At 64.1% G+C, this 26,147-nt stretch carries 24 protein-coding genes and 1 pseudogene; 14 read left to right on the forward strand and 11 right to left on the reverse strand.

Features of this window, described 5'->3' with window-relative positions; translation table 11 throughout:
- Nucleotides 1–313: 313 nt before the first annotated feature.
- From N2604_RS27455 to N2604_RS27470, 4 genes are all read left to right on the forward strand, one after another.
- Entirely contained in the window at nucleotides 314–2,281 is a 1,968-nt protein-coding gene (locus N2604_RS27455; RefSeq protein WP_260371217.1) for an autotransporter domain-containing protein, read from the forward strand.
- A 161-nt stretch (nucleotides 2,282–2,442) separates the two neighbouring features.
- Nucleotides 2,443–3,222 carry an NAD kinase gene (locus tag N2604_RS27460; RefSeq protein ID WP_260371218.1) on the forward strand — a complete coding sequence of 260 codons (780 nt, stop codon included), beginning with the start codon at nucleotides 2,443–2,445 and terminating at the stop codon, nucleotides 3,220–3,222.
- Between the two features lie 88 nt (nucleotides 3,223–3,310).
- A complete protein-coding gene (locus N2604_RS27465; RefSeq protein WP_008549760.1) occupies nucleotides 3,311–3,856 on the forward strand; it encodes a response regulator in 546 nt (181 codons plus the stop codon).
- Nucleotides 3,857–3,884: 28 nt separating this feature from the next.
- Entirely contained in the window at nucleotides 3,885–4,463 is a 579-nt protein-coding gene (locus N2604_RS27470; RefSeq protein WP_260371219.1) for an Hpt domain-containing protein, read from the forward strand.
- Nucleotides 4,464–4,602: 139 nt separating this feature from the next.
- Here the strand turns inward: N2604_RS27470 and N2604_RS27475 are convergent, their stop codons facing one another.
- The 4 genes from N2604_RS27475 to folE form a co-directional block, all read right to left on the reverse strand.
- Nucleotides 4,603–5,778: a DUF2336 domain-containing protein gene (locus tag N2604_RS27475; RefSeq protein WP_260371220.1), complete on the reverse strand. Its 1,176-nt coding sequence runs from the start codon at nucleotides 5,776–5,778 to the stop codon at nucleotides 4,603–4,605.
- 291 nt (nucleotides 5,779–6,069) lie between these two features.
- Nucleotides 6,070–7,089: a lytic transglycosylase domain-containing protein gene (locus N2604_RS27480; protein ID WP_260371221.1), complete on the reverse strand. Its 1,020-nt coding sequence runs from the start codon at nucleotides 7,087–7,089 to the stop codon at nucleotides 6,070–6,072.
- A gap of 210 nt (nucleotides 7,090–7,299) precedes the next feature.
- Nucleotides 7,300–7,722 (reverse strand): phosphoribosyl-AMP cyclohydrolase, encoded by a 423-nt coding sequence (gene hisI / locus N2604_RS27485; RefSeq protein ID WP_260371222.1) that lies wholly within the window; start codon nucleotides 7,720–7,722, stop codon nucleotides 7,300–7,302.
- A 27-nt stretch (nucleotides 7,723–7,749) separates the two neighbouring features.
- Nucleotides 7,750–8,442, reverse strand: coding sequence for a GTP cyclohydrolase I FolE (gene folE, locus N2604_RS27490; RefSeq protein ID WP_260371223.1), 693 nt, complete (start codon nucleotides 8,440–8,442; stop codon nucleotides 7,750–7,752).
- A gap of 254 nt (nucleotides 8,443–8,696) precedes the next feature.
- On the opposite strand from folE, the gene N2604_RS27495 reads away from it, so the two are divergent.
- The gene (locus N2604_RS27495) at nucleotides 8,697–9,152 is read left to right on the forward strand and encodes an iron-sulfur cluster assembly scaffold protein (protein ID WP_197947967.1); all 456 of its coding nucleotides are present in this window, start codon (nucleotides 8,697–8,699) and stop codon (nucleotides 9,150–9,152) included.
- Nucleotides 9,153–9,320: 168 nt separating this feature from the next.
- Here the strand turns inward: N2604_RS27495 and N2604_RS27500 are convergent, their stop codons facing one another.
- Nucleotides 9,321–10,214 carry a hypothetical protein gene (locus N2604_RS27500; RefSeq protein WP_260371224.1) on the reverse strand — a complete coding sequence of 298 codons (894 nt, stop codon included), beginning with the start codon at nucleotides 10,212–10,214 and terminating at the stop codon, nucleotides 9,321–9,323.
- A gap of 255 nt (nucleotides 10,215–10,469) precedes the next feature.
- Here N2604_RS27500 and yidD point away from each other — a divergent pair, with 255 nt between their 5' ends.
- Together yidD and N2604_RS27510 are read left to right on the forward strand one after the other, a co-directional pair.
- Nucleotides 10,470–10,808, forward strand: a complete 339-nt coding sequence (gene yidD / locus N2604_RS27505) for a membrane protein insertion efficiency factor YidD (RefSeq protein WP_260371225.1) — start codon at nucleotides 10,470–10,472, stop codon at nucleotides 10,806–10,808.
- A 91-nt stretch (nucleotides 10,809–10,899) separates the two neighbouring features.
- Nucleotides 10,900–11,106 carry a hypothetical protein gene (locus N2604_RS27510; RefSeq protein WP_260371226.1) on the forward strand — a complete coding sequence of 69 codons (207 nt, stop codon included), beginning with the start codon at nucleotides 10,900–10,902 and terminating at the stop codon, nucleotides 11,104–11,106.
- 365 nt (nucleotides 11,107–11,471) lie between these two features.
- On the opposite strand, the gene N2604_RS27515 is transcribed toward N2604_RS27510, so the two are convergent.
- A complete protein-coding gene (locus N2604_RS27515; protein WP_260371227.1) occupies nucleotides 11,472–12,686 on the reverse strand; it encodes a hypothetical protein in 1,215 nt (404 codons plus the stop codon).
- A 2-nt stretch (nucleotides 12,687–12,688) separates the two neighbouring features.
- Entirely contained in the window at nucleotides 12,689–14,056 is a 1,368-nt protein-coding gene (locus tag N2604_RS27520) for an APC family permease (RefSeq protein WP_260371228.1), read from the reverse strand.
- Nucleotides 14,057–14,390: 334 nt separating this feature from the next.
- Here N2604_RS27520 and N2604_RS27525 point away from each other — a divergent pair, with 334 nt between their 5' ends.
- Nucleotides 14,391–15,710, forward strand: coding sequence for an alpha/beta hydrolase (locus N2604_RS27525; protein WP_260371229.1), 1,320 nt, complete (start codon nucleotides 14,391–14,393; stop codon nucleotides 15,708–15,710).
- A gap of 22 nt (nucleotides 15,711–15,732) precedes the next feature.
- On the opposite strand, the gene N2604_RS27530 is transcribed toward N2604_RS27525, so the two are convergent.
- Entirely contained in the window at nucleotides 15,733–16,098 is a 366-nt protein-coding gene (locus N2604_RS27530; protein WP_260371230.1) for a hypothetical protein, read from the reverse strand.
- A gap of 89 nt (nucleotides 16,099–16,187) precedes the next feature.
- Nucleotides 16,188–17,363 carry an MFS transporter gene (locus N2604_RS27535; protein ID WP_260371231.1) on the reverse strand — a complete coding sequence of 392 codons (1,176 nt, stop codon included), beginning with the start codon at nucleotides 17,361–17,363 and terminating at the stop codon, nucleotides 16,188–16,190.
- A gap of 187 nt (nucleotides 17,364–17,550) precedes the next feature.
- Here N2604_RS27535 and thrS point away from each other — a divergent pair, with 187 nt between their 5' ends.
- From thrS to N2604_RS27550, 3 genes are all read left to right on the forward strand, one after another.
- On the forward strand, nucleotides 17,551–19,593 hold the full coding sequence (gene thrS / locus N2604_RS27540) for a threonine--tRNA ligase (RefSeq protein ID WP_260371232.1): 2,043 nt from the start codon (nucleotides 17,551–17,553) through the stop codon (nucleotides 19,591–19,593).
- Nucleotides 19,594–19,686: 93 nt separating this feature from the next.
- Complete coding sequence (locus N2604_RS27545; RefSeq protein WP_260371233.1) at nucleotides 19,687–20,250, forward strand: nitroreductase; 564 nt, start codon at nucleotides 19,687–19,689, stop codon at nucleotides 20,248–20,250.
- Between the two features lie 64 nt (nucleotides 20,251–20,314).
- Nucleotides 20,315–21,583 (forward strand): serine hydrolase, encoded by a 1,269-nt coding sequence (locus tag N2604_RS27550; RefSeq protein WP_260371234.1) that lies wholly within the window; start codon nucleotides 20,315–20,317, stop codon nucleotides 21,581–21,583.
- Here the strand turns inward: N2604_RS27550 and N2604_RS27555 are convergent.
- A pseudogene (locus N2604_RS27555) lies at nucleotides 21,569–22,975 on the reverse strand (putative bifunctional diguanylate cyclase/phosphodiesterase); the annotation flags it as partial. The gene N2604_RS27550 and the pseudogene N2604_RS27555 sit on opposite strands and share 15 nt — an antisense overlap.
- Nucleotides 22,976–23,383: 408 nt before the next feature.
- Complete coding sequence (locus tag N2604_RS27560) at nucleotides 23,384–24,034, reverse strand: transposase (protein ID WP_260371235.1); 651 nt, start codon at nucleotides 24,032–24,034, stop codon at nucleotides 23,384–23,386.
- A 97-nt stretch (nucleotides 24,035–24,131) separates the two neighbouring features.
- On the opposite strand from N2604_RS27560, the gene N2604_RS27565 reads away from it, so the two are divergent.
- From N2604_RS27565 to N2604_RS27580, 3 genes are all read left to right on the forward strand, one after another.
- A complete protein-coding gene (locus N2604_RS27565; RefSeq protein WP_260371236.1) occupies nucleotides 24,132–24,320 on the forward strand; it encodes a hypothetical protein in 189 nt (62 codons plus the stop codon).
- 484 nt (nucleotides 24,321–24,804) lie between these two features.
- Nucleotides 24,805–24,978 (forward strand): hypothetical protein, encoded by a 174-nt coding sequence (locus N2604_RS27570; protein WP_260371237.1) that lies wholly within the window; start codon nucleotides 24,805–24,807, stop codon nucleotides 24,976–24,978.
- Nucleotides 24,979–25,755: 777 nt separating this feature from the next.
- Nucleotides 25,756–25,974, forward strand: coding sequence for a hypothetical protein (locus N2604_RS27580; protein WP_260371238.1), 219 nt, complete (start codon nucleotides 25,756–25,758; stop codon nucleotides 25,972–25,974).
- Nucleotides 25,975–26,147 lie beyond the last annotated feature (173 nt).

Raw genomic sequence — 26,147 nt, forward strand, 5'->3', positions numbered from 1 at the left:
GCTGGCCCGAAAATCGCTAAATCTATCGATATTTTATCGCCGTAGACCGCCGCGATCAATGCGCCGAAGCGGTTGCTCACAAAAGGTATTCCGAGCATCTTGGTCCCTGCGTGATGCACATCACAGCCTGGGGGGCCAGGCATGCGACATCCCGCCACATGTGGCGGCTCCGGTACAGCCGATTGGAAATCGGCCACGCATCACACGGAACTCGCATCGCTACGCTTTCGGTGCAAGCGTTGCTCCTTTAGCTTTGTGTCCGAGTGTTGCTGCGTCTGTTGATTCCTTATTTTTCGATTGTTGGGGGCTGGGAATGAGGCAGTTTGTGCTCAGGCTGACCGGGCGGATCAGCAGCACGAAGCTCTTGTCCGGTGCCGTGGTTGCGCTTTCGCTGAGTTCGTCCGCAGCCTTCGCGCAATGCACCGGCGGCGTCACAGGACCGGGCGCGGGATTCTTCGGCGCACAATTGGCGGCGATCTCGGCGTCGACCGGCGCCGCCTCCGGATCAGTCGCCGGTGCTCTCGGCACCACCAACACCGCATTCCTCACGCAGCAAGGCAGCGCATTCGTCTCGGCGCCCGCCGATCCGAAGCCGGAGCAGCCCGGTGGGGGCGTCTGGATCCGCGGCGTCGGCGGCGAAGTCACCAACAAGTTCACCTCGACTTCGATCGGCACGGTCAATGCCGGCGTCCTCAATCCGGTGCTCGGTGCTGCATCGAACTTCAATTGCGCCGGCTCGGTTCATCAGAGCTTCGGGGGTGTTCAGGTCGGGCAGGACATCTCGCGCCTGAACTGGCGCGGCTGGAACGTTCACGTCGGCACTACCGCCGGCTATTTGTCGTCCAAGGCCACCGACAATGCGGGTGGCAGCACGAATTTCGAGGTCCCCTTCCTCGGCGCCTACGTCGTCGCAACCTACGGCCGCTTCTTCGCAGACATCATGGTGCGCGAAGAGTTTTACCGCGCCGACCTGACCAATGTAGGCGTCGGGCTGTTCAACCAGCAGATCGGCGCGCGCGGCACCTCTGTGTCGGCCTCGGTCGGCTACAATTTCGCCTTGGCCAACAATTGGTTCATCGAGCCGTCCGCGGGCTTCACCTGGTCGCGGACCAACGTCGACGACTACACCTTGAGCGGCGGCGCCGTCTCGCAAGGCATCGTCTCGACCGTGACGACCTCGCCGATCGACAGCAAGATCGGGCGCTTGACCCTGCGTGGCGGCACGACGATCACCTCGGGCAACCTGATCCTGCAGCCCTTCGCCTCGGTCAGCGTCTTCCACGAGTTCGCCGGCGACGTGACCTCGTCGGTGAACAGCCTGAACGCCAGCGTGTTCGGCGTCATCCCGATCGCGATCTCGCAGAACACCAGCACGAGCCGGGTCGGCACCTACGGTCAGTACTCGCTCGGTGTTGCCGGCCAGCTCGCCAACACCGGCTGGCTCGGCTTCGTCCGCGGTGACTATCGCAACGGCGAAAACATCGACGGCTGGACCGCCAACGCCGGCCTTCGCTACCAGTTCACGCCGGAACAGATCGCCTCGATCATGCCGCTGAAGGCGCCGGCCAAGGCCGCCGGCACCGTCATTGCGCCGACCAGCTGGACCGGTGTCTATGTCGGTGGCTCGCTCGGTGTCGAATACGGCAAGACGGACATCCGCTTTGCCGGCGATCCGATCGACGGCAACAATCCGCGCGTGTTCGGCGGCCTCGGCGGCATCCAGGTCGGCTACAATTACCAGCTACCCAGCAACTGGGTGCTCGGCATCGAGGGCGACATCGCGGCGACAAATTTGCGCGGATCGCGCACCTGCACCACGGTCCAGAACCTCGCGGTGCTGCTCAATTGCCAGAACTCGTCGGACTGGATCGCGACCCTGTCCGGCCGCGTCGGCTATTCCTGGAACCGCACCCTGATCTACGCCAAGGCCGGCGGCGCCTGGGCTCAGGACCGCACCAACGTCAATTGCGTGTTCGGCCCGCTCAATGGCGCCGTCGTCGGCGGCTTCCAGCTCGGTCCCTGCATCAACCAGTTCGGCGGGGCCACCAACGGCTTCAGCAGCAGCGGCTATCGCAGCGGCTGGCTGATCGGCTACGGCACCGAGTTCGACCTCGGCAAAAACTGGTCGGCAAAGGCCGAGTACGATTATATCGATCTCGGCAGCCGGACGTCGCTGATGAGCGACGGCGTCACCACGATGCGGGACAGTGGCAGCCTGTCCCAGGTCAAGATCGGCGTGAACTATCGCTTCACCCCGGGCGCCGTCATCGCAAAATATTGATCCGCGGCAATCGACCCGGTCTTTACCCTGAAGTGAACCGGGCGGCCGCTCAACCGGCCGCCCGTTTGCTTTGGAGAGGGGCCTCCTCGACAATACGGGCCCACCTCGTATAGACGAGCCGGGCGGAACCTTACTCGAGCCAGCGGCCCTGCCGAGAAGCCATGACCAAGCCTTCGCGATACGACCGGATCGCCTTCGTCGCCAGCCCGAGCAACGAGGCGCAGGCCGCCTTTGGCCAGCTGACCAGGGACTATGGCAACTGCGATCCTGACGAGGCCGACGTGGTCGTCGCGCTCGGCGGCGACGGGCTGATGCTGCAGACGCTGCACCACCACATGCGCACGGGAAAGCCGATCTACGGCATGCACCGCGGCACGGTCGGCTTCCTGATGAACGAGTACTCGACGCATGATCTGCGCCAACGGCTCGAGACGGCGCATGAATCCGAGATCAATCCGCTCTTGATGCGCGCGACCGACGTCAACGACCACGTTCACCTGCACCACGCCATCAACGAGGTCTACCTGTTCCGCCAGACCTCCCAGGCGGCGCGCTTGCGGATCCTGATCGACGAGCGCGAGCGCATGCCGGAGCTGATCGCCGATGGCATCATCGTGGCGACGCCGGCAGGCTCGACTGCCTACAATCTCTCGGCGCAGGGCCCCATCCTCCCAATCAACGCCGCCCTGCTGGCACTGACACCAATCAGCGCCTTCCGGCCGCGGCGCTGGCGCGGCGCCCTCCTGCCCAATACCGCCTATGTCGTGATCGAGGTGCTGGAAGACGACAAGCGCCCCGTCGCCGCGGTCGCCGACCACGAGGAGGTGCGCAGGGTCCGGCGCGTCGAGGTGCTTTCGGACAAGAGCATCTCGATGCGGATGCTGTTCGACCCTGGCCACAGCCTGGAAGAGCGGATCTTGCGGGAGCAGTTCGGCTACTGAGCGTCTTGCCGCCCGCCTGCCGCAACCCTTCGTTAACCCACGCCACGATATGGTTAACGAAGGTTGACCCGCTTTTGGCCCGGGCGTCATGTTCCGTATCGACTTCAACAAGCTGCGCTTCCTCGTCTGCGACGACAATCCGCACATGCGCCGCATCCTGCGGACGCTGCTGCATTCGTTCGGCGCGCGCGAGGTCTACGAGGCCGAGGACGGCGCCACGGCGCTCGAAATGTACAGCCATTACGTGCCCGACATCGTCATCACCGACTGGGCGATGCCGATTTTCGACGGGCTCGAGCTCGCGCAGATGATCAGGCAGCCGGAATCCAAGGGCAATCCTTACGCACCGATCATCATGCTGACCGGACATTCGGAGAAGCGCCGCGTCACGGTCGCGCGCGATGCCGGTGTCACGGAATTTCTGGCCAAGCCGATCTCGGCCAAGGGGCTCTATCAGCGCATCCTCAACGTCGTCGCCAATCCCCGTCCCTTCATCAAGACCAAGACCTATTTCGGCCCCGACCGGCGGCGCAACACCAACTCCGCCTATATGGGCCCGGAGCGCCGCGTCGGCGAAAAGCACGAGGTGCTGCAGCAGCCCTCGCTGCTCGACAAGGCCCGCTCCTCCATCTAGCGCAACCTCTTCAGACGAGGCAGGCATCATGGCGAAGAACAGCGCAAAGGACATCGAGGTCAAGGCCTTCGCCACGCACCAGGTCATCACGCAGCCCAATCCGCTGCGCAAGGTCCTGCGCCGTGTCGAAGAAAAGGACCTGGACGACCCGGTCGGCCGCGCCGAGCAGGCGCTCGCGAGCCTCTCCGGCGAGTTCAAGGACTGGATGGCGATCGAAGTCCAGAGACTGTCCGCCGCCTGGACGGCCGTGCAGAAGGACGGCTTCACGAAGAAACTGCGCGACGAGCTGTTTCACGCCGCGCACGACATCAAGGGCGACGCTGCGACGTTCGGCTTTCCTTCGGCAGCGGGCATCGCCGAGAGCCTGTGCCGCGTCATCGAGCACGCGCCTGATCTGGACAAGGTGCCGGCCGAGCTGTTCACGCACCACATCAATGCCATTCTCGCCATCGTGCACGAGAACACCAGGCTGGACAGGATCAGCGTCTCAGCCGAGCTCAGCCGCCGCCTGCGCAAGGTCGCGGACGATTATCTTGCCCACGTCAACCGCGACCGCCCCGAGCATCTCGAAGTGATCCTGGCGCCGAGCATCGCGCCGGTGGAGTAAAGGCCGAACTCTCTCCTCTCGTCATTGCGAGCGCAGCGAAGCATTCCAGACTGTCCCCGCGGAGGGATTCTGGATTGCTTCGCTGCGCTCGCAATGACGGAGTTTGTGTCTTCCGGCCTGCCCTATCGCGGGCTTTGAACTATGCCGCGATCAGATCGTCGTAGACCGGATCGACCGCGTCATCGGCGACAATCTCTTCGCAGAACAGCCGTGCCTCTTCGCGCGCGGACTCGGTGGCGAAGCGGCGCAGCAGGACCATCAGGGGCTCGGTGGCGCCGCGATCGGACTCGCAATGGGTGAGCACGCGCTCGACCATGCGCCGGCGCAGCCGCACCGCACCGTCGTCGCTGTCGACGAAGCCCTGCTCGTGGCAGGCATCGAGCGCGACCTGGAACGCCGCAAACGTCGCCTCCGGAAGCCCGGCGCGACGGAGCAGCGCGTGCACGCTGTTACCGCCGCGGTCGTGCAGCAGCGCCGAGACGCGCGCCAGCGGCAGATCGGCGAGCTCGGCGAGTGCCGCGTCGAACAAGCCCAGATTGCCCGACAGCAGTGCGCGCAGGATCAGGCCCGCGGTCAGCTGGCCGGTGATGCGCAAATGCCGGACCAGGCCCTGCATGTCATCGCCGCGCGAGCGCGCCGCGATGTTCATGGTGGAGCGGTCACGCGCTTCGATGGTGATGCGGTCGGCGCGGTCGGGGCTCAGCCAGTTCCGCGCCACGACGAATTGCGCCAGCGTCTCGGAGAGCTTTGCCACCAGCGCCGCACGCGTTGCGGCCGGCAGATCCTCCAGCACCAGCATGGCCTCGCGGATCGCGGCGAGATGGCCGTGGCGCTCGACGATCCGGTCCCAGGAGAACGGGGCCAGCTCGGCGTGGGGATTTTCGATCAGCTCCAGCGCGGCAGCGGCGCAGCCGACTTCGGCGATCGCGGCGCACACCGAGACCGGCAATGCGATGCGTCGGGCCACCGCGCATTGCACCTCCTCGCTGCCGGTCGCGACGATGTCGACGAGATCGGCGTCGATCAAGAGCGGGGAATATTCGAGCACCGGCAGCGCAACCGTCGGCTGATCGGCCGACAGCGCCCGCACGATCGCGGCCGGCGCGTCAAGGCTGCGGGCAAAGGCTTCGGCCATCGCCTGCCGCACCAGCGGCGAGGGATCGTCCAGCAGCATCAGAAGCGCGCCTTCGGCAGCGGTGCGGTCGTCTGCAGAAAGGTCCGAGATCAGCCAGGCTCGGGCCAGCGCCCGTGTTGCCTCGGCCCGCTCGCCTGCGGGCGCCGTCCTGATCCAATTGATGAACTGCCGAACAATCATGCTGCTTCCGGCTTACACAACAAACGAAAAAAACGATGACGGCTCGTCACCTGCAACACAAAATAAACCACGACGCTTAACAAAGCGTTCACCATAACTGGCTGGTTTTATTGATGATTTGTTAAGGGGACAAAGCCGCCCAGTTCTCGTGCCCCGGACGCAGCGCAGCACGCAAGTGATGCGCTGCTGAGCCGGGGCCCAGATGGTTCGAGAGCAGTCTTTGTTGCGTGGGTCCCGGCTCTGCGCAGCAGCGCTTGCGCGCCGCAGCGCGTCCGGGACACGAGATCTCGACTAGCTCGAGAACGTGCCGCTGCGATCGCTGAAGAGATCGAGCGGTTGCGGCGGCCGCACGTCCGGCGTCGCCGATGCGACCGAGGTGAGCGAGGCATTGTTGCCCCATAATTTCTGCACCGTGATCGAGACCGGCTGCGTGGCATCGCCGGGCTGATAGATCGAACGAAACACCGGCGTACTCGGCCCATTGTCCGCGACCTGTGTCGACGACGTCGCGCTGACGGGCGTCACTGTGCGGGTATTCGGGAAGGTCTGGAGATAGGCGGCGTTGTCCACGACAGGTGCAGTCGGCAACACTGCATCGGCACTCGCGATCTGCGTGGTCGACGGCGTGCCGCCATACATCGCCATCGCGCTGCGGGTCACTTTCGAATTGGCCGCGCTGGCATAGCGGGCGTCCAGGACCGAATAGACCTCGGAGACACTGCGGGCCCGGCCGTCCTTGGCGTAGAAGATCGAGCGGTTGGCGGCGGCCGCGTTGGGAAACAGCCGCGCGCCGACAGCTTGCGGATTGTCCTCGGCATTGGCGATCAGTTTCGCGGCGCCCCCGACTCCCATGAAGTGCGCCATGTAGAGCTCGCTGTCGCTCGGCCTGCGCCCAAGCAGACCGGTGAGCTTGAAGCTGTTCGACTGCGTCAATGCCGCCGCCATCGCGGAAGCGGCTTCGGGGTCGTCGCGCAGCTTCATGATCGACCGCTTCTTGACGGGATCATCGACGCTGTAAGTGCCCGACGACGTCCTGGTAATGGCGTCGGCGTAGCTGCCGTAGCCGAGCTGGGCGCCCGCCTCCTTCACCGTGCCGAGCCAGGTCTGGTCGATGAACTGGAACAGCCCGTGCGCGGACGAGGTGGTGGCCCCTGCCGTCGGATCGAAATCCGATTCCATCTTGGCGGTGGTCAGCATGTACTGGAAGCTGACGCCCGTGATGTTCGAGGCCTGCTTGATCGCACCGGCGACACGCGCCCGCGACGGATCAAGGCCGGCCGTCTGCGTGGCACTGAAATTGTCGATCGACATGATGAAGTGCCCGCCCCGCGCGGCGTTGAGCGACGCCGGCAATTCGGCGCCCGTCGTCTCACCGTGGGACAGGTATGGTTAATGCGGGGTTAATTGACGCTCCGCGTCATTCCGGGGCGCGCGACGGTGCGAACTATGGTGCGCAGTTGCGCACCTGAGAATCTCGAGATTCCGGGTTCGGCTCTTCGAGCCGCCCCGGAATGACGGACGTCATGTCTTATACACGTCGCTGGGATCGAACAGCCGCTCTGCGTCGATGAACACCAGCTTGGCTCCCCCGCCCTCGGCCTCGACCTTGCGGTAGAAGCACGACCGCCGGCCGGTGTGGCAGGCCGCGCCGATCTGCTCGACGCGGATCCAGACCGCATCCTGATCGCAATCGGTGCGCATCTCGACGACGCGCTGGGTCTGACCCGACGTCTCACCTTTTCGCCACAAGGCATTGCGCGAGCGGCTGAAGTACCAGGCTTCGCCGGTCGCAATCGTCTTGCGCAACGCCTCGTCGTTCATGTGCGCGACCATGAGCACGTCACCGGTGGCAGCGTCGGTGGCGACGACCGTCACGAGGCCAGCGGCATCGAATTTGGGCAGGAAGGCGAGGCCGTCCTCGATCTCATGGGAATGGGCGGACACAGCAACTCTCGCCGGTTTGTCGCGAGGTCAGCGCGTCGTGCCTCGCACCAGGGACAGGAAACGGGCCTGCTCCGCCGGATTGTCGCGGAACATGCCGGTGAAGCGGCTGGTGAAGGTGGAGGCGCCATGCTTGGCGACGCCGCGCACCGACATGCAGGTATGCTCGGCCTCGATCAGCACGGCAACACCGCGCGGCTTGAGGACCTCGTCGATCGCGGCGGCGATCTGCGCAGTCAGGTGCTCCTGGGTCTGGAGCCGGCGGGCGAAGATGTCGGTCAGGCGGGCAAGCTTGGACAGGCCGACGACGCGCTCCACCGGCGTATAGGCGATGTGCGCCTTGCCGTAGAACGGCATCATGTGATGCTCGCATTGCGAGGTGAACTCGATGTCGCGCACCAGGACGAAATCGTCATAGCCTGCGGTCTCGCCGAACGTGCGGTCGAGCACTTCGGCGGGGCACTGGTGGTAGCCCTGATAGAGCTCGTCGAAAGCCTCGACGACGCGACGCGGCGTGTCGAGCAGGCCCTCGCGCTCGGTGTTCTCGCCGATATAGGCGAGCAGCGTCTTCACCGCCGCTTCCGCCTCGGCGCGCGCGGGGCGCGGCTGGTCGGCGCGGACGGCGGCCGTGAGAAATTCGGCAGGATCAAGCTCGGCCGGGCGGCTCTCGGGCTGCCGGTCGGAGGACTTGCCCGGGCGGATGGATTTGATTGCAGCGTCCATATCTTCTCCGTTCGACGGCCTAACGGCCGGAGTGTCACCGGCAGACGGGGCGGCCAAGCCGCCGGACGCCTGAGCAGAACAGTTTCGGTGAAATAGTCCCGAGGTCATAATGCCGGCAGCGCAGATCTGGATCACCACCACCGCGCCCGCTGGACTGTTTTTCCACCAGTTCCGCCCCTATATAGGACCGTGGGCGGCGCCCGCCAAGGCCGATCCGGCCCGGAAGTGGGTGTGGACGTGTTGGACTCCATCACATGCTGAACGACATTTATAACAAGCGGATCATCGAGTTGGCCGGGAATATTCCGCGCCTCGGACGATTGTCGGACCCCGATGCCTCCGCCACCGCCCATTCCAAGCTGTGCGGCTCGACCGTGAAGGTCGATCTCAAGATGAACGGCGACACCGTCACCGATTTCGCCCATGACGTGAAGGCCTGCGCCTTGGGCCAAGCCTCTTCATCCATCATGGCAAGTCACGTGGTCGGCTCGACTGCGAGCGAACTCCGTGAGTTACGCGAAACCGTTCGCAAGATGCTGAAGGAGAACGGCGCGCCTCCTCAAGGCAAATGGGAAGAGATCAAGTTCCTCGAGCCCGTCCGCGACTACAAGGCGCGCCATGCCTCGACGCTTCTCACCTTCGATGCCGTGGTTGATGCCATCGGCCAGATCGAGGCCAAAACCAAGCAGCCGGCCGCAGCGCAGGGCTGAGCCTTCCTTCGATGTCATTTCCGGGGCGTGTGCAACGCGAACCTTGGTGCGCAATTGCGCACCTCGGGTGCGCAATTGCGCACCTGAGAATCACCAGAATCACGCGCTCTAACATCTGGATTCCGGGTTCGTCGCTTTGCGACGCCCCGGAATGACAGTGGGGGAATCTTACTTCTGCGTCGCCGCAGCCGGCGTGGCAACGCTACCGGTCGGCACCACGGCTTCCGCCGTCTTGGTCGACTTGGCAGCCTGCTCCTGTTCCGCGCCGAACCTGGCCTGCGTCTTCGGTGCAAGCTCCGCCATTGCCGGCGCCGAGATGTCCACATGCGGGAGCACGTCAGCCACGAGATCGGTCGTGACCAGATTGGTGAGCTTGAGTTCGCCCGCTTCGAGCTCGTGCAGCTCCTCCCAGGGCGGGACGCTGAGCGCAAGCGACAGCAGGTCGCCGGCCCCGCCCATGTCGAAGGTGTACTTGGCGAGGCGGCCGATATCGCGCTCCACGATCATCAGGTCCTGCGCGCTGTAGCTCGCCGCCTTGGCATCGTCGGCGCGGTCGCCCATCCAGATCTGGTGAACCCGGACATGTGCGGCTTCCGGCACGTAGCGCTTCTTGCCAGCCAGCAGCAGGAACACGCACATGGATTCGCAATAGGCTTCCGGCGCAACCGCCGGGCGCGTGGATGGGCCGCCGCGGAGGCTTACGCCGACCGTGGTCAAAAGCCCGAGGTTACGGAAGCGCCGGCCGAGCGTGATCGCGTCATTGACGGAACCGCCGCTGGAATCGAGCACCACGGTGGCGCCGCCGAGCTGCCGGCCGCGGGAAAACTCCTCGAATTCTTTGGGCGTATCGGCGGTGATGATGCCGACTGCGCTGATCCAGCCGCGGCAGTTCGGCTCACAGGCGATCCAGTTGAACTTCATCGGCAGCTTGCGCTCTTCGAGGGCAGCGCCGGCGCGGGCCGACGATCCGAATGTCGCAACGGCGCCCGCCAACGCGACTCCAAAAACGGCGGTTCCCACCACCAACCAGCCGCGAAGATTAAGGGAGTTCAGAAGTCTCAATCTGGTTCCTTCCCCAAGCCCGAAAAGCCCCAAGGTCCCCAACAATCCCCAGTAGCGCTATCTGAGTCCATCATACAGGCGTATGTTTCTACACACGGCCGTCATAAAAATGGTATCCGGGCGAATACAGATCGTCCACAGATACTTGCTGCACTGCTCCCAAAAAGCATACGAAATATGGCGTGGAAACAACAGCTTACAGTTCCCTGCGGCGGAACCGGGCAACACCTCGCTCAACATCGCAGCACAACGCACATGAAGCATTCAGCCTGCGAGCATTGTTCCAGTTCCGTCGATGGTGTGCTCCGGCTGCCGCGCAGATTCGGCCGCGCGCTGATCTGGCTGTATCGCCATACGCTGTCACCCCTGATCGGTTACAATTGCCGGCACCTGCCGACCTGCTCCGTCTATGGCGATGAGGCGATCGACCGGTTCGGGCTTTGGGCCGGCGGCTGGATGACGCTTGCGCGCCTGCTCCGCTGCAATCCCTTGGGCACGTCCGGCATCGACAACGTACCTCTCACCGCGCCGCGAGGCGCACGCTGGTATCTGCCCTGGCGTTATGGCCGCTGGCGCGGGGTCAATGCATCCTGACGTTGCGGCGGCGCTTTGTGCGGCGCTGCCCGACCGGAACCTTAAAGTTTCCGCTTGCGTTGTTTTGGTGCTCCCACGGGAGGAAACAACAATGCGCTGGAAAATCAGCCCGAATTTTCACGTCAAGCCTGGTCCGAACCTCGACCACAGGGGACACGATCCGAGAACCATCGACCTGCTCGCCATCATCGCCTTGCTCGCACTCGTCCTCGGCTCCGGCTGGTATCTGGCGAGGAGCCTTGCGACACAGCCGAGCACGACGACCTTCATCGTGCCGAGCCAGAGCGTGCATTGGTAGCTTAGAGGTCCAGCACCAGCCGCTCGGAATCCGAGCCGGCCACGCAAACCATGAGATAGCGCCCGCGCTCACGTTCGGCGTGGTGCCGCTGGCGACCGGTCGCACCCGCAAGATGATGGAGCCGTTTCTGCTGAGCCGCCGCACAAGGCGGCGACGCGCGCCTCGCATGCGGGTGAGGAGCTGCTGTTCGTCGTCAACGGCAGGATCGCGATCAAGCTGGACGGCGAAGAGCTCGTGCTTGGCCGGGGGATTGCCTTTCTTTTTCAGGCGAGACGCCGCACGAGGTCAGGAGCCTCGGCCGGCAGAAAGCCGAGGTGCTGGTCGTCGTGGCCCAGTCCTCGTGACTTCCAGCCTCTGAAAAGAGCCTACCGGAACCAGAAAAAACGTCCCTGTGACGGCGGGACCGACTCCGGCGGCCGTAGCCGCTTCGGGCGCGGCGGCTTTGGCGCCGGCTCGGCGGCCGAAGTGGCCTCCGCAGCCGGTGCGGTATCGCTGCCCGGCACCTTCACGGCCAGCAGCAAATTCGATTCATGCATGCGCCAGCGATAGCCCACGCCGAAATCGATCGGCTGGGCGCGCGTGAACAGCTCGGCGTAGCGCTCCTGGTAGCGGCCGGGGAATTCGTCGATGGGACCGAGATAGCGGCCGAACGGGAAGAACCGCCATTGCCGCGCATTGTAGTTCGCGAGCGGAATGCCGGAATCGTCCTGGATGATCGTGGCGCTGTTGGCGAGCAACCAGTCGCGCACGACGGTGAAATTGCCGGAATGCAACAGGTAGGACGCACTCTTGAGCAGGCTGTTGCCGGGCCCGAGCGTCTCGCAGAATTTCAGGAAGCCTGCGGCACGTGCGCCGGAATTGGAGAGGTCGGTCGAGAAATAATACAGCGTGCGCATTTCCCCGTCGCTGCCGGCGAAGGTGATGCGGACGCCGCGCGTCGCGTTTCGTCCGGGATTGTCGTCGCCGACATGTAGGCCGCCCTTGTCGTCGAGCGCGACCATCTCGACATTGCGGATGGTCTTGCCGGAGCGCGCGAGGAAGACATAGAGGATCGGCAAGGTGCCGTTGACCTGGTTGGCGTGCAGGTCGACCTTCATCTGCTTGGTGATGAAGAAGGAGAAGCTCAGGATCGAGCCGAGCGAGCGTTCGACGTTGTAGAGCGCAGCGCCGACCGAACCGCGCGGCAGCCGCGTCAAATCGGGCACCGCGCCGACCGGCTCCAGCGCGCCGAGCACGTAGGTACTCGCCTTGGAATAGAAGGCATCGGCGTAGAGGAAATCGGGGCCGCTGAACATGTAGAACATGGTCGGCCGCGGCGCGGCCAGATTGAGGTCGGCCCAGCTGCGGATCTTCGAGAGCTGCCGCTGCTCGAGCTGAGCGAAGGCGCCGTCGAAGAATTTCGCGTGACGCTGCCAGGCCGGGTCCCTGGTGAGCGGCACCAGCGGCGAGTCCGCCGAAGGTTGCATGCCCGCAAGGAAGCGCGCCGTGTCATCGAAGGTGACGTCTGCGGCACGCGCGGAGGAGACGGCCGCAGCCAGGAGGGCGAAAGCAACGGCCGCAATTCTCAGGGGGCGGAGCATGTCTATTCGCGATGCTGTGATGCGGCAGCGGCGACGGGCCGCCTGCGGAAAACAGCGTAAATCACGAGGCCGGAGAGCATGACCAGCATTCCCGACAGCGACTGAACCGGCCGCTCCGTCAAAAGGTAGTACATCATGAACGCGGTCACGAGCAGGAAGACGAGCGGCGTAAACGGGTATCCCCAGGCGCGATATGGCCGCGGCAGATCGGGATCGGTGATACGCAGCTTGATGACGCCGGCGACCGTGAAGAACGAGCAGAACAGCAGCGCGAACTGGATGAAGTCGAGCACCGCCTCGAAGCTGCGCGTGAACAGCAGAAGATTGGCGACGGCCAGTTGGAACAGGATGGCATAGGCCGGCGCGCCGCTTACCGACCGTTTCGAGAAGACGCGCAAGGCGGGAATGTCCTCCCCCATCGTCATCATCACGCGCGGGCCGATCCACATCATCGCGCTGATCGACGAGATCAGACCGAAGCAAATCATGGCGCCGACGATCCGACCACCGAGGCTGCCGAAAATGGCGGTGCCGGCGACGCTGGCGACGTCGAGTTGGCCGGCGAGCGCGCCGACCGGCGTGGAATGGAGAAATACCGCGTTCAGCGCGACGTACAGCACGAGCACGATCAGCGTGCCCGCGAGCAGCGCGCGCGGCAGGCTCCGCTGCGGCGTCTTCATTTCGCCGATGATGTAGGTCGCGGCATTCCAGCCCGAGAACGAATACATCACGAAGACGAGTCCGATCGCGAACGGCGCGCTGACGATGTGGGCGATATCGCCCGGCTGCGGCGTGAAGGTGATCGGCTGCGGCACGGCGATGACGAAGCCGGCGACCAGGAAGCCGACGATCAACACGACCTTGAGGACGGTCGAGATCAGCTGGAATGTGGATGAGTGCCTGACGCCGGTCAGTTGCACGAGGGAAACCAGCCACACGACGCCGATGGCGAGCGGAATCGCCGGCAGATCGGGTACGACCGATTTGGCATATTCGCCAAACGCCATCGCGGCGAGCGCGACCGGCGCCGCGAAGCCGACCGTGGCTGACACCCAGCCGGCGAGGAAGCCGAAGGCGGGATGAAAGGCGCGGCCGAGGAAATTGTACTCGCCGCTCGAGCGCGGGAACATCGCACCCAACTCGCTGTACGCGAACACCCCGCACAGCGCGACGATGCCGCCGACCGTCCAGAGCAGCAGGATGGAGAAGCCGGACGGGATGTCCTTGACCTGGAAGCCAAGGCTGGTGAAGACGCCGACCCCGATCATGTCGGCCACGACGATGGCGGTTGCGACCGGAACGGAGACCCCGGCTCCGCTCCCGGTCAGCCGGTCCGTCCAGGGCGGGGTACCCGCGTCTGATGCCGTCATCGGGGTCCTTAACCTTAGGCGCTTCGCCTCGTGGGGCCCATCGTGCACTTTGGCCCAGTCAATTCAAGCAGGGTTAACAAGGGTTAAATGAGGCAAGGGAGGCAGGTACCAAAACACCGTAAACGCGCGTTTTTGGACGATGGCGCTGGATTTTACCCGGATTTGCCCGTTCCCCTTCCCCACAATCAGGACACGATTGCATGGTCCTTTGAAGCGTTCCGGATGTGGGGAGTTTCTCCGGACGCTTAACGTCGCCTAAACGCCAATCGGCTGAATTATTTCAAGATTGCCGATGGACGTGAGACTTGGGTCGTGACTTTGGGGTCATGGGTGGATGGTCGGGGCCGCTCCGAAACTGAGAGCTGATGGTCGTGCCGATCGGACATCGTCCGGTCGGCATGGTCGTGCGCTCCGGGCCGGTCTGATCTCAGCCCTGGTGCCATTGTCGCTGACGCTGGTTCAATGCGGCAAGGCGCCGGATCCGGCGGTGCTGGCGGCGAACTCCCAGGCGAATGTCCAGGTGGTCGCCAAGAATTCGCAGGCGTCGAACGCGCGCGTGGCAAGCGGCGACACGTTCGAGGATCGCTTCCCTGCCCCGCAGTTCAAGGAGCGCTTTCCCTCGGCGAGTGAAGGCTTCCTGCAACGGCAGATGTCGGACTTCTCGCCCAAGCGCGCCGTCCAGCGACAAATGCCGGAGCAGGCGCCCTACAAGATGGCATCGCTCGAGCCGCAAGTCCCCTACAAGCGCCCCGCCCGCGAGGACCTGACGACACTCGTCAGCATGAAGTCGTCGGCCTTTCCCTATTTCGGCAACAACCCCGCCTCCGACGCGCCCTTCCTCAACATTTCCAAAGGCGACCGCCGCGGCCACCGCAGCTATTCCGGCCGCGTCTACTGGCAGGACGAGACCTACAGCGACAGCCGCGTGCTGGTGCACGTTCCCGAGCATTTCGACTTGCGCAAGCCGGGCGTGATCGTGGTGTTCTTCCACGGCAATGGCGCAACGCTCGAGCGCGACGTCCGCGATCGGCAGATGGTGCCGAAACAGATCACCGATTCCGGCGCCAATGCCATCCTGCTTGCGCCGCAGATGGCGGTCGACGCCGCCGATTCCAGCGCCGGCAAGTTCTGGCAGCCGGGCGGCTTCAAGCGCTTCATGGCGGAATCGGCCGACCATCTCGCCCGCCTCACCGGCGATCCCAACAGCGCGCGCGCCTTCGCCAACATGCCGATCGTGATCGTCGGCTATAGCGGCGGCTTCCTGCCGACGGCCTGGAGCCTCGAGGTCGGCGGCATCAGCGACCGCGTGCGCGGCGTGGTGCTGCTCGACGCCGTCTATGGCGAGATGGACAAGTTCGCGTCCTGGATCGAGAGCCACCGCTCCGGCTTCTTCGTCAGCGCCTACACCCGCTACACCGCGCGGCGCGACCGCGAGCTGATGAGCATGCTGAGGCAGAAGGGCATCGGCGTCGCCGAGGACATGGACGGGCCGCTACGGCCCGGCAGCGTAGTGTTCGTGGAGACCGGCGAGGGCATCACCCATCGCGACTATGTCACGCGCGCCTGGACGCGCGATCCGCTCAAGGACGTGCTGGTGAAGATGGCCGCAACGCCGTCGCTCGCGCTCACGCGCGTCGCCTCCACAAATCCCTAGCCGGGCAAATATCGGGTCTTTGTCAGGTCTTGGGCAGCTTCGGAATGCTCTCGGCAAAGCCGTTGTAGCAGGCCAGCCGCTCGTCCTCTTCCTTGAAGAAGCGGCAATCGGCGTAGCCCTTGGCCTTGGCCGGCTTCGGCTTCGGCGCCGGCGGGATCACGGCGTCGTAGCAGTTGAGGCGATCCTTGGTGCCATCGTCGATCTCGAGGCAGGCCTGGAGGCGGACGGCGACCGATTGCGGCTTGCCCTTTGGAGCGGCGGCAGCCTCCTTGGTGCCTTTCGGCTTGACCTGCACCAGCGGCTTGTCCCCCACCATGGGTGGCTTCTCGGTCTGCGCAAATGCGGAGGCTGAATAGAGCACCGCGGCAACCGCCAGAATCATCCTCATCTCAGTCAACTCTCTTTGATCCCCACGCCGGCCTTCTACCGCTCCGGCGCGAGGTTTGCCAAGCGCCTTGCGCATAAGATCTGCAGCGTTCAGGCGGTGGCGGCAGCCGCCCGCCGGGGCCGGGTCACGACCACCAGGATCAGTGCCAGCACGACGAAACCGACCGCGACGAAGCCGAGCGTGTGCAGGAGCTCGCGGGCAAACAGTAGCCCCCCGACGGCGGAGCCGACCGCCTGGCCTATATAGAGAACGGACGTGTTGAGTGCGACGGTGGCCGAGGCCAGCGGCGGCGCAGCCGCGACCAGCCGCACCTGCTGCATCGAGTTGGTCGAGGCGAAGCCAAGGCCCCAGATCGCGACCGCGCCCGCCATCATGACGAGCGAGCCGGCGCCGAGAGCCCAGCCGCTCATCCCGGCAAGCACCAGGCAGGTGAACAGCAACGAGGTGCGATAGGGTCCCGAGGTGTCGACGATGCGGGTCGCGACGACGACGCCGAGGAAGCCGCAGATCCCGTACAGCGCGAACACCGAGCCGATCGCATCGGGGCCGGCGCCGGTGAGCTTGTTGAGCAGCGGCCCCATATAGGTGAACACGACGAACTGCCCCGACATTTGCAGCATCGTGATCGCAAGCAGCAGCAGGATCGTCCTGCTGCGGCCGACGGCGGCCCATGTCTTCAGATCGACCGGTGCGCCCTTCAGGCCCGCCGGCAGGCGCAGCAGCAACAGCAGCAAGCTGATGCAGCCGAGCGCGCCGATCCCGCCATAGGCGGCGCGCCAGCCGTAACGGCTGGCGATGAAGGTGATCAGCGGCAGGCCGATGGCGGCTGCGAGCGACCAGCCGAGGAAGATGTACGCAATGGTGCTGCCGCGCCGTTCCGCCGGGACGATCAGCGCAGCCGTGCCGGCGGCCTGCGGCGTATAGAGCGCGCCGACTGCGAGCATCGCGAGGCGAATGATCAGCAGGCTGGTGTAATCGGGCGCAAACGCGGAACCGAGATTGCCGAGTGCGAGCACCGCCAGCGTCGTGGCGAGCAGGGTCCGCCTTTCGATGCGGCTGGTCAGCCACGCCGTCAGCGGCGAGCCGACGCACAGCGTCGCCGCGCCGAAGGTGATCAGGAGCCCGGCCGCGTGGATGCTGATCCCGAGCCCCGCCGACAATTCCGGCAGCATGCCCGCCGGCGCCAAGACCGAGCAGCCGGTCACGAGATTGCCGAGCATCAGGGCGGTTGGCGCGAAACGGCTGGCGGCAGCGGCATTTTCCATGCAAACGCATGTAGCGGCGGCCTGTGACGAGTTAAAGGGTACAACGTCAAATAGTTGAGGGCTCCGCCCCGGGTTTTGCGCGCCACTTTCTTGGAAATGCCGGATTGCACAGGCCGAATCGCCTGATATATCGCTCGTTCCCGCTTACCTGCGCTCGTTCGCAGGAGTGAGCCCCAGGAGAAAAGCAATGTCCGACCAGCCCAAATCCGAGTCCGGCTTCCAGTACAGCCTCTCCAATTTGAAGCCCGTGACCCCAGCCCCCAAAGTCACCCTCACCTTCCCCGACGGCGCCCAGCGTCAGTTCGACAAGGGCATCACCGGCCTCGATATCGCCAAGGGCATCTCGCCCTCTCTCGCCAAGCGCACGGTTGCGATGGCGCTCGACGGCGCGCTCGCCGACCTCAACGATCCGATCGAGGCGGACGCCAAAATCGAGCTGGTCAATCGCGACGATCCGCGCGCGCTTGAGCTGATCCGGCACGACTGCGCGCATGTGCTGGCCGAGGCCGTGCAGACGTTGTGGCCGGGCACGCAGGTCACCATCGGCCCGGTGATCGAGAACGGCTTTTATTACGACTTCTTCCGCAACGAGCCGTTCACGCCGGAAGACTTTGCCGCGATCGAGAAGAAGATGCGCGAGATCATCGCGCGCGACAAACCCTTCACCAAGGAAGTCTGGGACCGCGAAAAGACCAAACAGGTGTTCCGCGACAAGGGCGAGGCCTTCAAGGTCGAGCTGGTCGATGCCATTCCCGGCACCGAGCCGATCAAGATCTACTACCAGGGCGACTGGTTCGACCTTTGCCGCGGCCCGCACATGACTTCGACCGGCAAGGTCGGCAACGCCTTCAAGCTGATGAAGGTGGCCGGCGCCTATTGGCGCGGCGACAGCAACAACCCGATGCTGACCCGCATCTACGGCACGGCTTTCGCCAAGCAGGAGGATCTCGACGCTTACCTGAAGCAGATCGAGGAAGCCGAGAAGCGCGACCATCGCAAGCTCGGACGCGAGCTCGACCTCTTCCACTTCCAGGAGGAAGGTCCGGGCGTCGTGTTCTGGCACCCGAAGGGCTGGACCATCTTCCAGCAGCTGATCGCCTATATGCGCCGGCGCCTGACCGGCGACTACAGCGAGGTCAACGCGCCGCAGATCCTCGACAAGGTGCTGTGGGAGACCTCGGGCCATTGGGGCTGGTATCGCGAGAACATGTTCGCGGCGCAGTCGGCAGGCGATGAGGCCGAGGACAAGCGCTGGTTTGCGCTCAAGCCGATGAACTGCCCCGGCCACGTGCAGATCTTCAAGCACGGCCTGAAGAGCTACCGCGACCTGCCCTTGCGCCTCGCCGAGTTCGGCGTGGTGCATCGCTACGAGCCGTCCGGCGCCATGCACGGCCTGATGCGCGTGCGCGGCTTCACCCAGGACGACGCGCACATCTTCTGCACCGAGGACCAGCTCGCCGAGGAGTGCCTGAAGATCAACGATCTCATCCTGTCGACCTATGCCGATTTCGGCTTCACCGGCGACCTCACGGTGAAGCTCTCGACCCGGCCGGAGAAACGCGTCGGCACCGATGCGATGTGGGACCATGCCGAGCGGGTGATGGCGACGGTGCTGCGCGAAATCCAGTCGCAGAACAATCACATCAAGACCGAGATCAATCCGGGCGAAGGCGCGTTCTACGGACCGAAGTTCGAATACGTTCTGCGCGATGCCATCGGCCGCGACTGGCAGTGCGGCACCACGCAGGTGGACTTCAACCTGCCGGAGCGGTTCGGTGCGTTCTACATCGACCATGACGGCGGCAAGAAACCGCCGGTGATGGTGCACCGCGCGATCTGCGGCTCGATGGAGCGCTATATCGGCATCCTGATCGAGCACTACGCCGGCAACTTCCCGCTCTGGCTTTCGCCGGTACAGGCGGTTGTCACCACCATCACCTCGGAAGGCGACGAGTACGCCAAGGTGGTGCTGGAGCAGGCGCGGCGCGCCGGGCTTCGGGCGGAGATCGACCTGCGCAACGAAAAGATCAACTACAAGGTCCGCGAGCACTCGCTGGCCAAGATCCCGGCGCTGCTCGTGGTCGGCAAGAAAGAGGCCGAGACGCATTCGGTCTCGGTCCGCCGGCTCGGCAGCGACGGCCAGAAGGTGATGACCACGGCCGAGGCGATCGCCGCCCTGGTCGACGAGGCGACGCCGCCGGATGTGAAGCGGATGCGCGGCGCGGTCTGATCCCTGAAATCGATCTAAATTCCCTTCCGGTAGCGGGCGTGCATGCTTATCTCGGCATGGCACGCCCGCCGACCATTTGAAGAGGATAGCGCAGTGCCCGATGCCATCGAACTCCTGAAGACCCGCCGCTCGGTCAAGCCGCGCGAGATGACCGCGCCCGGCCCTTCGGCGGCCGAGCTCGAGACGATCCTCACCATCGGGGCGCGCGTGCCCGATCACGGCAAGCTCGCGCCGTGGCGCTTCATCATCTTCGAGGGCGATGCCCGTGCACGTGCCGGCGAGGTGATCGCGCGGGTCTTTGCGCGGAAGAATCCCGGCGCGCCTGCGGCCGACGTGGAGACCGAGCGCAAGCGCCTGATGGATGCGCCGCTGGTGATCGGCATCGTCAGCTTCACCAAGCCGCATCCGAAGGTGCCGGCGTTCGAGCAGGAATTGTCGGCGGGCGCCAGCGCCATGAACATCGTCACGGCCGCGACAGCGCTCGGCTACGGCGCCTGCTGGCTGACCGGCTGGTTCTCGTTCGACCGCGACGTGCTCGACGGCCTCGGCCTCAAGCCGGATGAGAAGCTCGCCGGCTTCATTCATATCGGCACGCCGACCAAGCCGAGCGAGGACCGTCCGCGACCGTCGCTTTCGGACATCGTGACGCGATTTTAATCGATGTTGTGTTGACGCATCGAGCGTCTTGCGGCTTTGATCCCGCCGAGGGAGGAAGGTGCGGATGAGACGCCGTGAATTTCTGGTCGGGGCCGCGATGCTCGCCGGCACGATGGCGCGAAGCCGGGCCGCGGACATCCCCGTCCCCTCGCCCGACGGGCTCGACCGCATCACGGCATTCTTCGACGACGAGGTCGCAAGCGGCCGCCTGCCGGGCGCGGTGATCCTGGTTCAGCAGCACGGCAAGCCGGTCTATCTGAAGTGCTTCGGCGTGCGCGACACCAGGACGGGCCTTGCGATGACGCCGGATACGATCTTCGCCATCCACTCCATGACCAAGCCGATCACGTGCCTTGGCGCGATGATGCTGATCGACGAGGGCAAGCTTGCGCTGGCCGACCCCGTGTCGAAATACGTCCCGCTGTTCGCGGGGACCAAGGTGGGCCGCGAGGTGACCCTGCCCGGCGGCACGGTCGAGCTGGACCTCGACCCACCTGACCGCCCCGTCAACATCGAGGATCTGCTGCGGCATACTTCGGGCATCAGCTACGATTACATCGGCGCCGAATGGGTCGAGCACGCCTACAGGGCCGCCAACATTTTCGCGGGTCACTTCAACAACAGGCAGTTCGCCGATCGCATCGCCGAACTGCCGCTGGCGCGGCAGCCTGGAACGCTGTGGCGCTACGGCCATTCCACCGACGTGCTCGGCAGCGTCATCGAGATCGTCTCGGGCCAGACGCTGTACGATTTCCTGAAGGCCCGCATCTTCGATCCGCTCGGCATGAACAGCACCAAATTCGCGCTCGCGACCGAGGAGGAGCTGGCGCGGATGGCGCGGCCGCTGCCGAACGACGTCATCCTGCTCGCCGGCGAGCGCGACCGCCTGGACCATCCGGAATGGCAGTCCGGCGGCGGCGGCCTGCTCTCGACCATCACCGACTATCAGCGCTTCGCGCAGATGCTGCTCAACGGCGGCGAGCTCGAAGGCAGGCGCTACCTCAGCCCGGCCGCGTTCAAGGCCATGACGACCGATCAGATCGGGCCGGGCTCCGGCGTCGGACGCGACTATTTCTATTTCCCGGGCGACGGCTTCGGCTATGGCTACGGCCTTGCGGTGCGCACCGATCCCGGCAATGCGAAACCGCCGCCGCCGGGCTCGCTCGGCGAACTGAAATGGGACTCGGGGAGCGGCACCTATTTCGGCGTCGATCCCAAGCTCGACATGGTCTACCTCATGATGCAGCAGACCCAGAACGAGCGCGGCCGCATCACGCCCGCGTTCAAGGCGCTGGTCTACGATTGCTATCCGCCCGAACTACGCCGCCCGTGAGGTGCGCTGACCGAAATCGGCAAGGAGCTTTCCGATCTCGGCCGCGGGCCGCGCGTCGCTGAACAGAAATCCCTGCACCTCGTTGCAGCCTTCGGCTCGCAGCCAGTCGAGCTGATCCTCGGTCTCCACGCCCTCGGCGGTCGTAGTGATGTTGAGGCTGCGGCCGAGCCCGGAGATCGCGCGCACGATCGCACCGCAATCGGGCCGCTGCGCCAGATCCTTGACGAAGGAGCGGTCGATCTTGATCTTGATCTTGTCGAAGGGAAAGCTGCGGAGATAGCTCAGGCTGGAATAGCCAGTGCCGAAATCGTCCATGGAAATGCCGACGCCGAGCTCGCGCAATTGGTGCAAGGTGGCGACATTGGCGTCGGTCTCGGCCAGGAAGATCGACTCGGTGATCTCGAGCTCGAGCCGCTTCGGCGACAGGCCGGACTGCGCCAGGGCCGAGATCACGACCTGGACCAGGTTGCGGCTGCGGAATTGCGCCGGCGACAGGTTGACGGCGACCTTGACGTCGACGGGCCATTTCACCGCCTCAGTGCAGGCTTCGCGCAGCACCCATTCGCCGAGCTGGGTGATCAGGCCGATGTCTTCGGCGACCGGGATGAACTCGGCGGGCGAGATCATGCCCTTGTCCGGATGACGCCAGCGCAGCAGCGACTCGAATCCTGAGATGCGGTCGGAGGCGATGGACACCAGCGGCTGATAGTGCAGCTCGAACTCGCCGTTGGCGAACGCCCGGCGCAGATCCAGCTCCATGTCGCGGCGCCTCTGAGCCTGGAGATCCATCTCACGCTCGAAGAAGTGGTGCACGCCGCCGCCGTCGGCCTTGGCCCGGTACAGCGCCATGTCGGCATTGCGCATCAACTCTTCCGGCGTCGCCCCGTCGCCCGGCGACAGCGCGATGCCCATGCTGGCGCCGATCACCATCTCCTGTCCATCGACGTCGTAAGGCGCCTTCAGCATGTCGATCAGCCGAGACGCGCAGGCGCTGGCCTCGTTCGGCGAGACGTCGGCAGCCAAGATGACGGCGAACTCGTCGCCGCCGAGCCGCGCGGCGAGATTGCTGCCGCGGACCGCAATGGTCAGGCGCTCGGCGACCTGCTTCAACAGGCGATCGCCCACCGGATGGCCGAAGGAATCGTTGATGTTCTTGAACAGGTCGAGATCGATGTAGAGCACGCCGACCCGCTTTCCCGCAGCCTGGTCCAGCGCTTGCTTCAACCGCTCCTGGAAGTGTTCGCGGTTCGGCAAATCGGTGAGCCCGTCATGATGCGCCATGTAGGCGATGCGCGCTTCGGCCTTGCGCCGCTCGGTGATGTCGACCACCGCCACCAGATACCCGTCGCGTTCGTCGAAGGCGACGCGACGGCCGAAGGTGACCACCTCGATTCCGTCATCCTGAGGCGCGAGTGGCGCGATTCACAGCATCGCGCCGGGAGCCTCGAAGGATGAACGGCCGGGATGCAGCCGGGCTGTCGCCCTTCGAGGCCTCCGCTTCGCTCCGGCACCTCAGGGTGACGTCTTAGATGATGCTCGCGGTCGCATTTGATATTGGCTTTCGACGTTCAGGCACGCCTTCGCATCCTCGCGGCACATCTCGCCCGAGCTTTGCATGATCACCTCACCCTCAATTGAAAGAGCAACTGGGGTCGGAGTAGACCGGCGATCAGACGGGCTCAAGGCTGGTGCTGGCGCACCCCCGCCTTCGGCGGCTGACGGCCTTGACCCCGTCTGCACGCCGGTCTTTGGGCTGGGCATGCGCTCGGCCGAAGTCCGAGCGCGAGATAGACGCGCTCGTCAAGCCACCCTGTATCTTTTCGGATCCCACGTCTCGCCGCGAGCGATCATGGTGTTGAGGATGATGATCAGCTTGCGTATGCAGGCGACGATCGCGATCTTTGGCGGCTTGCCCTTGGCAATCAGGCGTTCATAGAAGGCCTTGAACACCGGATTGTTCAGCGTCGCGGCGCCGACGCAGGGCATGTAAAGGGCATTTCGCACCCAGCGGCGGCCCCCCTTGATGCAGCGTTCACCTCGACGTTTGCCGCTATCGTCGTCATAAGGAGCAACGCCCACCAACGCGGCGGCAACTTCATCGCTCACCTGCCCCAGCTCCGGTAGTCCTCCAAGCAGCGCCATTGCGGTCCCCTCAGCAAAGCCTGGTACGCTCTGGATGATCTCGGCGCGTTTGGCAAAGTCCGGCGTTGTCTTGATCGTCGCCGCGATCGCGGTATCGAGCGCGGCGATTTCGTCAGCTAGCTTCTTAAGAAGACGCGCGCGAGCCTTCCGAACAAGGGCCGGCGCTTCATGCTCCTTCTGCATTTCCAGGCGAGCCCTGACGTCAATCAGGCCTTGGCGTCCCCTCACCAGTGCCTTCATCTCCTCGTGAGCGGGATTGTCGACTTGGCTGGGAGCCTCGCTGAATGTCTCGGCGAACCAGGAGATCATCTCCGCGTCGATCTTGTCGTTTTTCGCAAGGCGTCCCGCCGATTCCGCAAAATGGCGAAACCCGTTTGGGATCGACGATCCGTACTTCCAGCCCTGCTTGGCGCAACGCCTTGGCCCATATGCGCACCGTCTGCTCGCTCAAGGTGCCGGCATTCACGGCGAACAGTTTCGTGCGGCCTTGTCGAAATACGCCGGCGAGCTGGAGGCTTGGCGCAGCAAAGCCATGGATCGCTTGCGGCAATTTGTCGAGGCGATGACGGAGCGGCCGTCCGCGACGCTGCACTGACCGGCCGATCATGGCGCTAAGCGCATCAAGGAGTTCGTACCGCCGCGCCACGTTCTGCACCAGATCGCGTGCGGTAATGGACGACATCAAGAATCGGCAGGCACGGCGGACGTAACCAGCCTGATGATCTTGAAGAGGCCCCGACGTGCAACATCGTCGGGGCCAACCCCAAGGCTGGTCGTTCCGGTTTAGTTCATAGGTGTCACAACCTGAATTCGCACTTCCGGTTGTAGCAGAACAGAAGGTGTCCCGAGCTGGGAAATCGCGCGCGCAAATAAATTTTAAATGTGGATTTAAATCGCATTTAAATGGTAGAAAAATATTTAATTGTGGATAAAATGGAATCGCTTGGCGCTCCACGGCGCCATGCCTCGAAACGGCTCCCGGCACCTGCTCCAACCCCAAAGATGCCGGGCCTTTTCCTGGCAAGCTTACCTTGAGGAACTAATTTAACTCAGATGTTAATTTTGCTCGGGTGACGCCCATGAAGCAACAGGAGCAATTGCTGTATGGCCTTTCCGCCGAAGAGCTTTGGTTATTGCGGAAAGATGTCCGTGCGAAGCTGGCGACGATCCTGCTTAAGAGAAAGAGGATGCTCGAAGCCCGCCTAGAGCAATTGCAACCGCGCCGCGGCCGGCGCCGCATTCGAGTACGCTGAACTGTACACCTAATGGAATGGCTTCATATGCCTAAGCAGGTTGCGATTGCCCTCTGGTCATTGGCTGCTGCGTGCATATTGGCATTCACGGTGGCGGCGCTTGTATCTTCCCCTAGTCGCGAAGACAGTCGCCCACGTTGGCGGTTAGCTCGCGGCCGCCATGGCGGCTTCAAAGCTCCCGCTCCATCGCAGGATGCTGCCGGGTTCTTTACTTTAATCCAATCCTTCTGCCGCCCGCCTCGATACGGTCGCTCGCGGTGCTTTGACACGATGCCTTCTAGTCCCATCCGGCAGGCGGCACGGAAGAAATCGGAGCCGATGTCGCCCATCTCGGAGGGAGCGACAAGGATACCGCCCGGCCTTTCACGCAAGCAGGCCGTCAAGGCTGGTTTTCCTTCGATGAAGCGGCAGCGGACGAAGGTCGTCGCCATCGATTGCGAGGAGGTCAAAGGCGCAAAACTGCACTTCGTGATCGTGTTTGCACAATCTGTTGCCGGGCTGCTGAGGTTATGTCCTAGGCACTCCGGGGCCTCGTCTTATTCCCGCACAGGCGCCGAGACGATCCGAAGACACTTGTAGACCTTGACAGCCGGCCGGCCGGCGAGCACTGGGAAAAATTCGGGTGGCAGAAGCCGCCCGGCGGCACTTGGGCTCTTGAAGAGAAGCCAGACCGAGGCGCGAATTCCGTTCGGCTATTCCACCGATTGCTACATACCACCGTCACGCAGTTGGAACAGAACCATTGAGGCCGTGGTTAGCGACGGGAGGAGTGACGCCATGAGTAAGGCCATTCGCAAGCTAGTCGCCGATCCTCCGATCATGACCGTCGGCGACCTCATCGATGAACTGTGCCGATTGCCAGATACTGCGCTCGTTAGCTTCACCTGTCCAATGCTCGAACAAGAACTTACGTTTTACCGCCTTCGACGGCGATCGAAGGACGTCGTTGAAATCGAAGTGAACGCGGCTCCGCAAAGCATCCCATCCGCCGCTTAAGAATTTAAGCCGGGCCGCCGGAACGGACATCTGGCCCTGGGCATTAACATTTGAGACCGTCGCTCGCCGTACCGATTGGACGGCGCACGTCGCGGGATAGCCAAAGGTCACTGGACCCGCCGTTTCAAGCGCCCGTGCGGATAGCCAAAGGCGACGGTCTCGGCCTCTTTTTT

Origin of the sequence: Bradyrhizobium sp. CB1015 (assembly GCF_025200925.1) — a bacterium.
Taxonomy (GTDB): Bacteria; Pseudomonadota; Alphaproteobacteria; order Rhizobiales; family Xanthobacteraceae; genus Bradyrhizobium.

Coding starts and splice junctions, on each gene's coding strand:
- N2604_RS27455 (WP_260371217.1), top strand. CDS start 314: ATGAGGCAGTTTGTGCTCAGGCTGACCGGGCGGATCAGCAGCACGAAG.
- N2604_RS27460 (WP_260371218.1), top strand. CDS start 2,443: ATGACCAAGCCTTCGCGATACGACCGGATCGCCTTCGTCGCCAGCCCG.
- N2604_RS27465 (WP_008549760.1), top strand. CDS start 3,311: ATGTTCCGTATCGACTTCAACAAGCTGCGCTTCCTCGTCTGCGACGAC.
- N2604_RS27470 (WP_260371219.1), top strand. CDS start 3,885: ATGGCGAAGAACAGCGCAAAGGACATCGAGGTCAAGGCCTTCGCCACG.
- N2604_RS27475 (WP_260371220.1), bottom strand. CDS start 5,778: ATGATTGTTCGGCAGTTCATCAATTGGATCAGGACGGCGCCCGCAGGC.
- N2604_RS27480 (WP_260371221.1), bottom strand. CDS start 7,089: ATGTCGATCGACAATTTCAGTGCCACGCAGACGGCCGGCCTTGATCCG.
- folE (WP_260371223.1), bottom strand. CDS start 8,442: ATGGACGCTGCAATCAAATCCATCCGCCCGGGCAAGTCCTCCGACCGG.
- N2604_RS27495 (WP_197947967.1), top strand. CDS start 8,697: ATGCTGAACGACATTTATAACAAGCGGATCATCGAGTTGGCCGGGAAT.
- yidD (WP_260371225.1), top strand. CDS start 10,470: ATGAAGCATTCAGCCTGCGAGCATTGTTCCAGTTCCGTCGATGGTGTG.
- N2604_RS27510 (WP_260371226.1), top strand. CDS start 10,900: ATGCGCTGGAAAATCAGCCCGAATTTTCACGTCAAGCCTGGTCCGAAC.
- N2604_RS27515 (WP_260371227.1), bottom strand. CDS start 12,686: ATGCTCCGCCCCCTGAGAATTGCGGCCGTTGCTTTCGCCCTCCTGGCT.
- N2604_RS27520 (WP_260371228.1), bottom strand. CDS start 14,056: ATGACGGCATCAGACGCGGGTACCCCGCCCTGGACGGACCGGCTGACC.
- N2604_RS27525 (WP_260371229.1), top strand. CDS start 14,391: ATGGTCGGGGCCGCTCCGAAACTGAGAGCTGATGGTCGTGCCGATCGG.
- N2604_RS27530 (WP_260371230.1), bottom strand. CDS start 16,098: ATGAGGATGATTCTGGCGGTTGCCGCGGTGCTCTATTCAGCCTCCGCA.
- N2604_RS27535 (WP_260371231.1), bottom strand. CDS start 17,363: ATGGAAAATGCCGCTGCCGCCAGCCGTTTCGCGCCAACCGCCCTGATG.
- thrS (WP_260371232.1), top strand. CDS start 17,551: ATGTCCGACCAGCCCAAATCCGAGTCCGGCTTCCAGTACAGCCTCTCC.
- N2604_RS27550 (WP_260371234.1), top strand. CDS start 20,315: ATGAGACGCCGTGAATTTCTGGTCGGGGCCGCGATGCTCGCCGGCACG.
- N2604_RS27560 (WP_260371235.1), bottom strand. CDS start 24,034: ATGATCTCCTGGTTCGCCGAGACATTCAGCGAGGCTCCCAGCCAAGTC.
- N2604_RS27570 (WP_260371237.1), top strand. CDS start 24,805: ATGAAGCAACAGGAGCAATTGCTGTATGGCCTTTCCGCCGAAGAGCTT.
- N2604_RS27580 (WP_260371238.1), top strand. CDS start 25,756: ATGAGTAAGGCCATTCGCAAGCTAGTCGCCGATCCTCCGATCATGACC.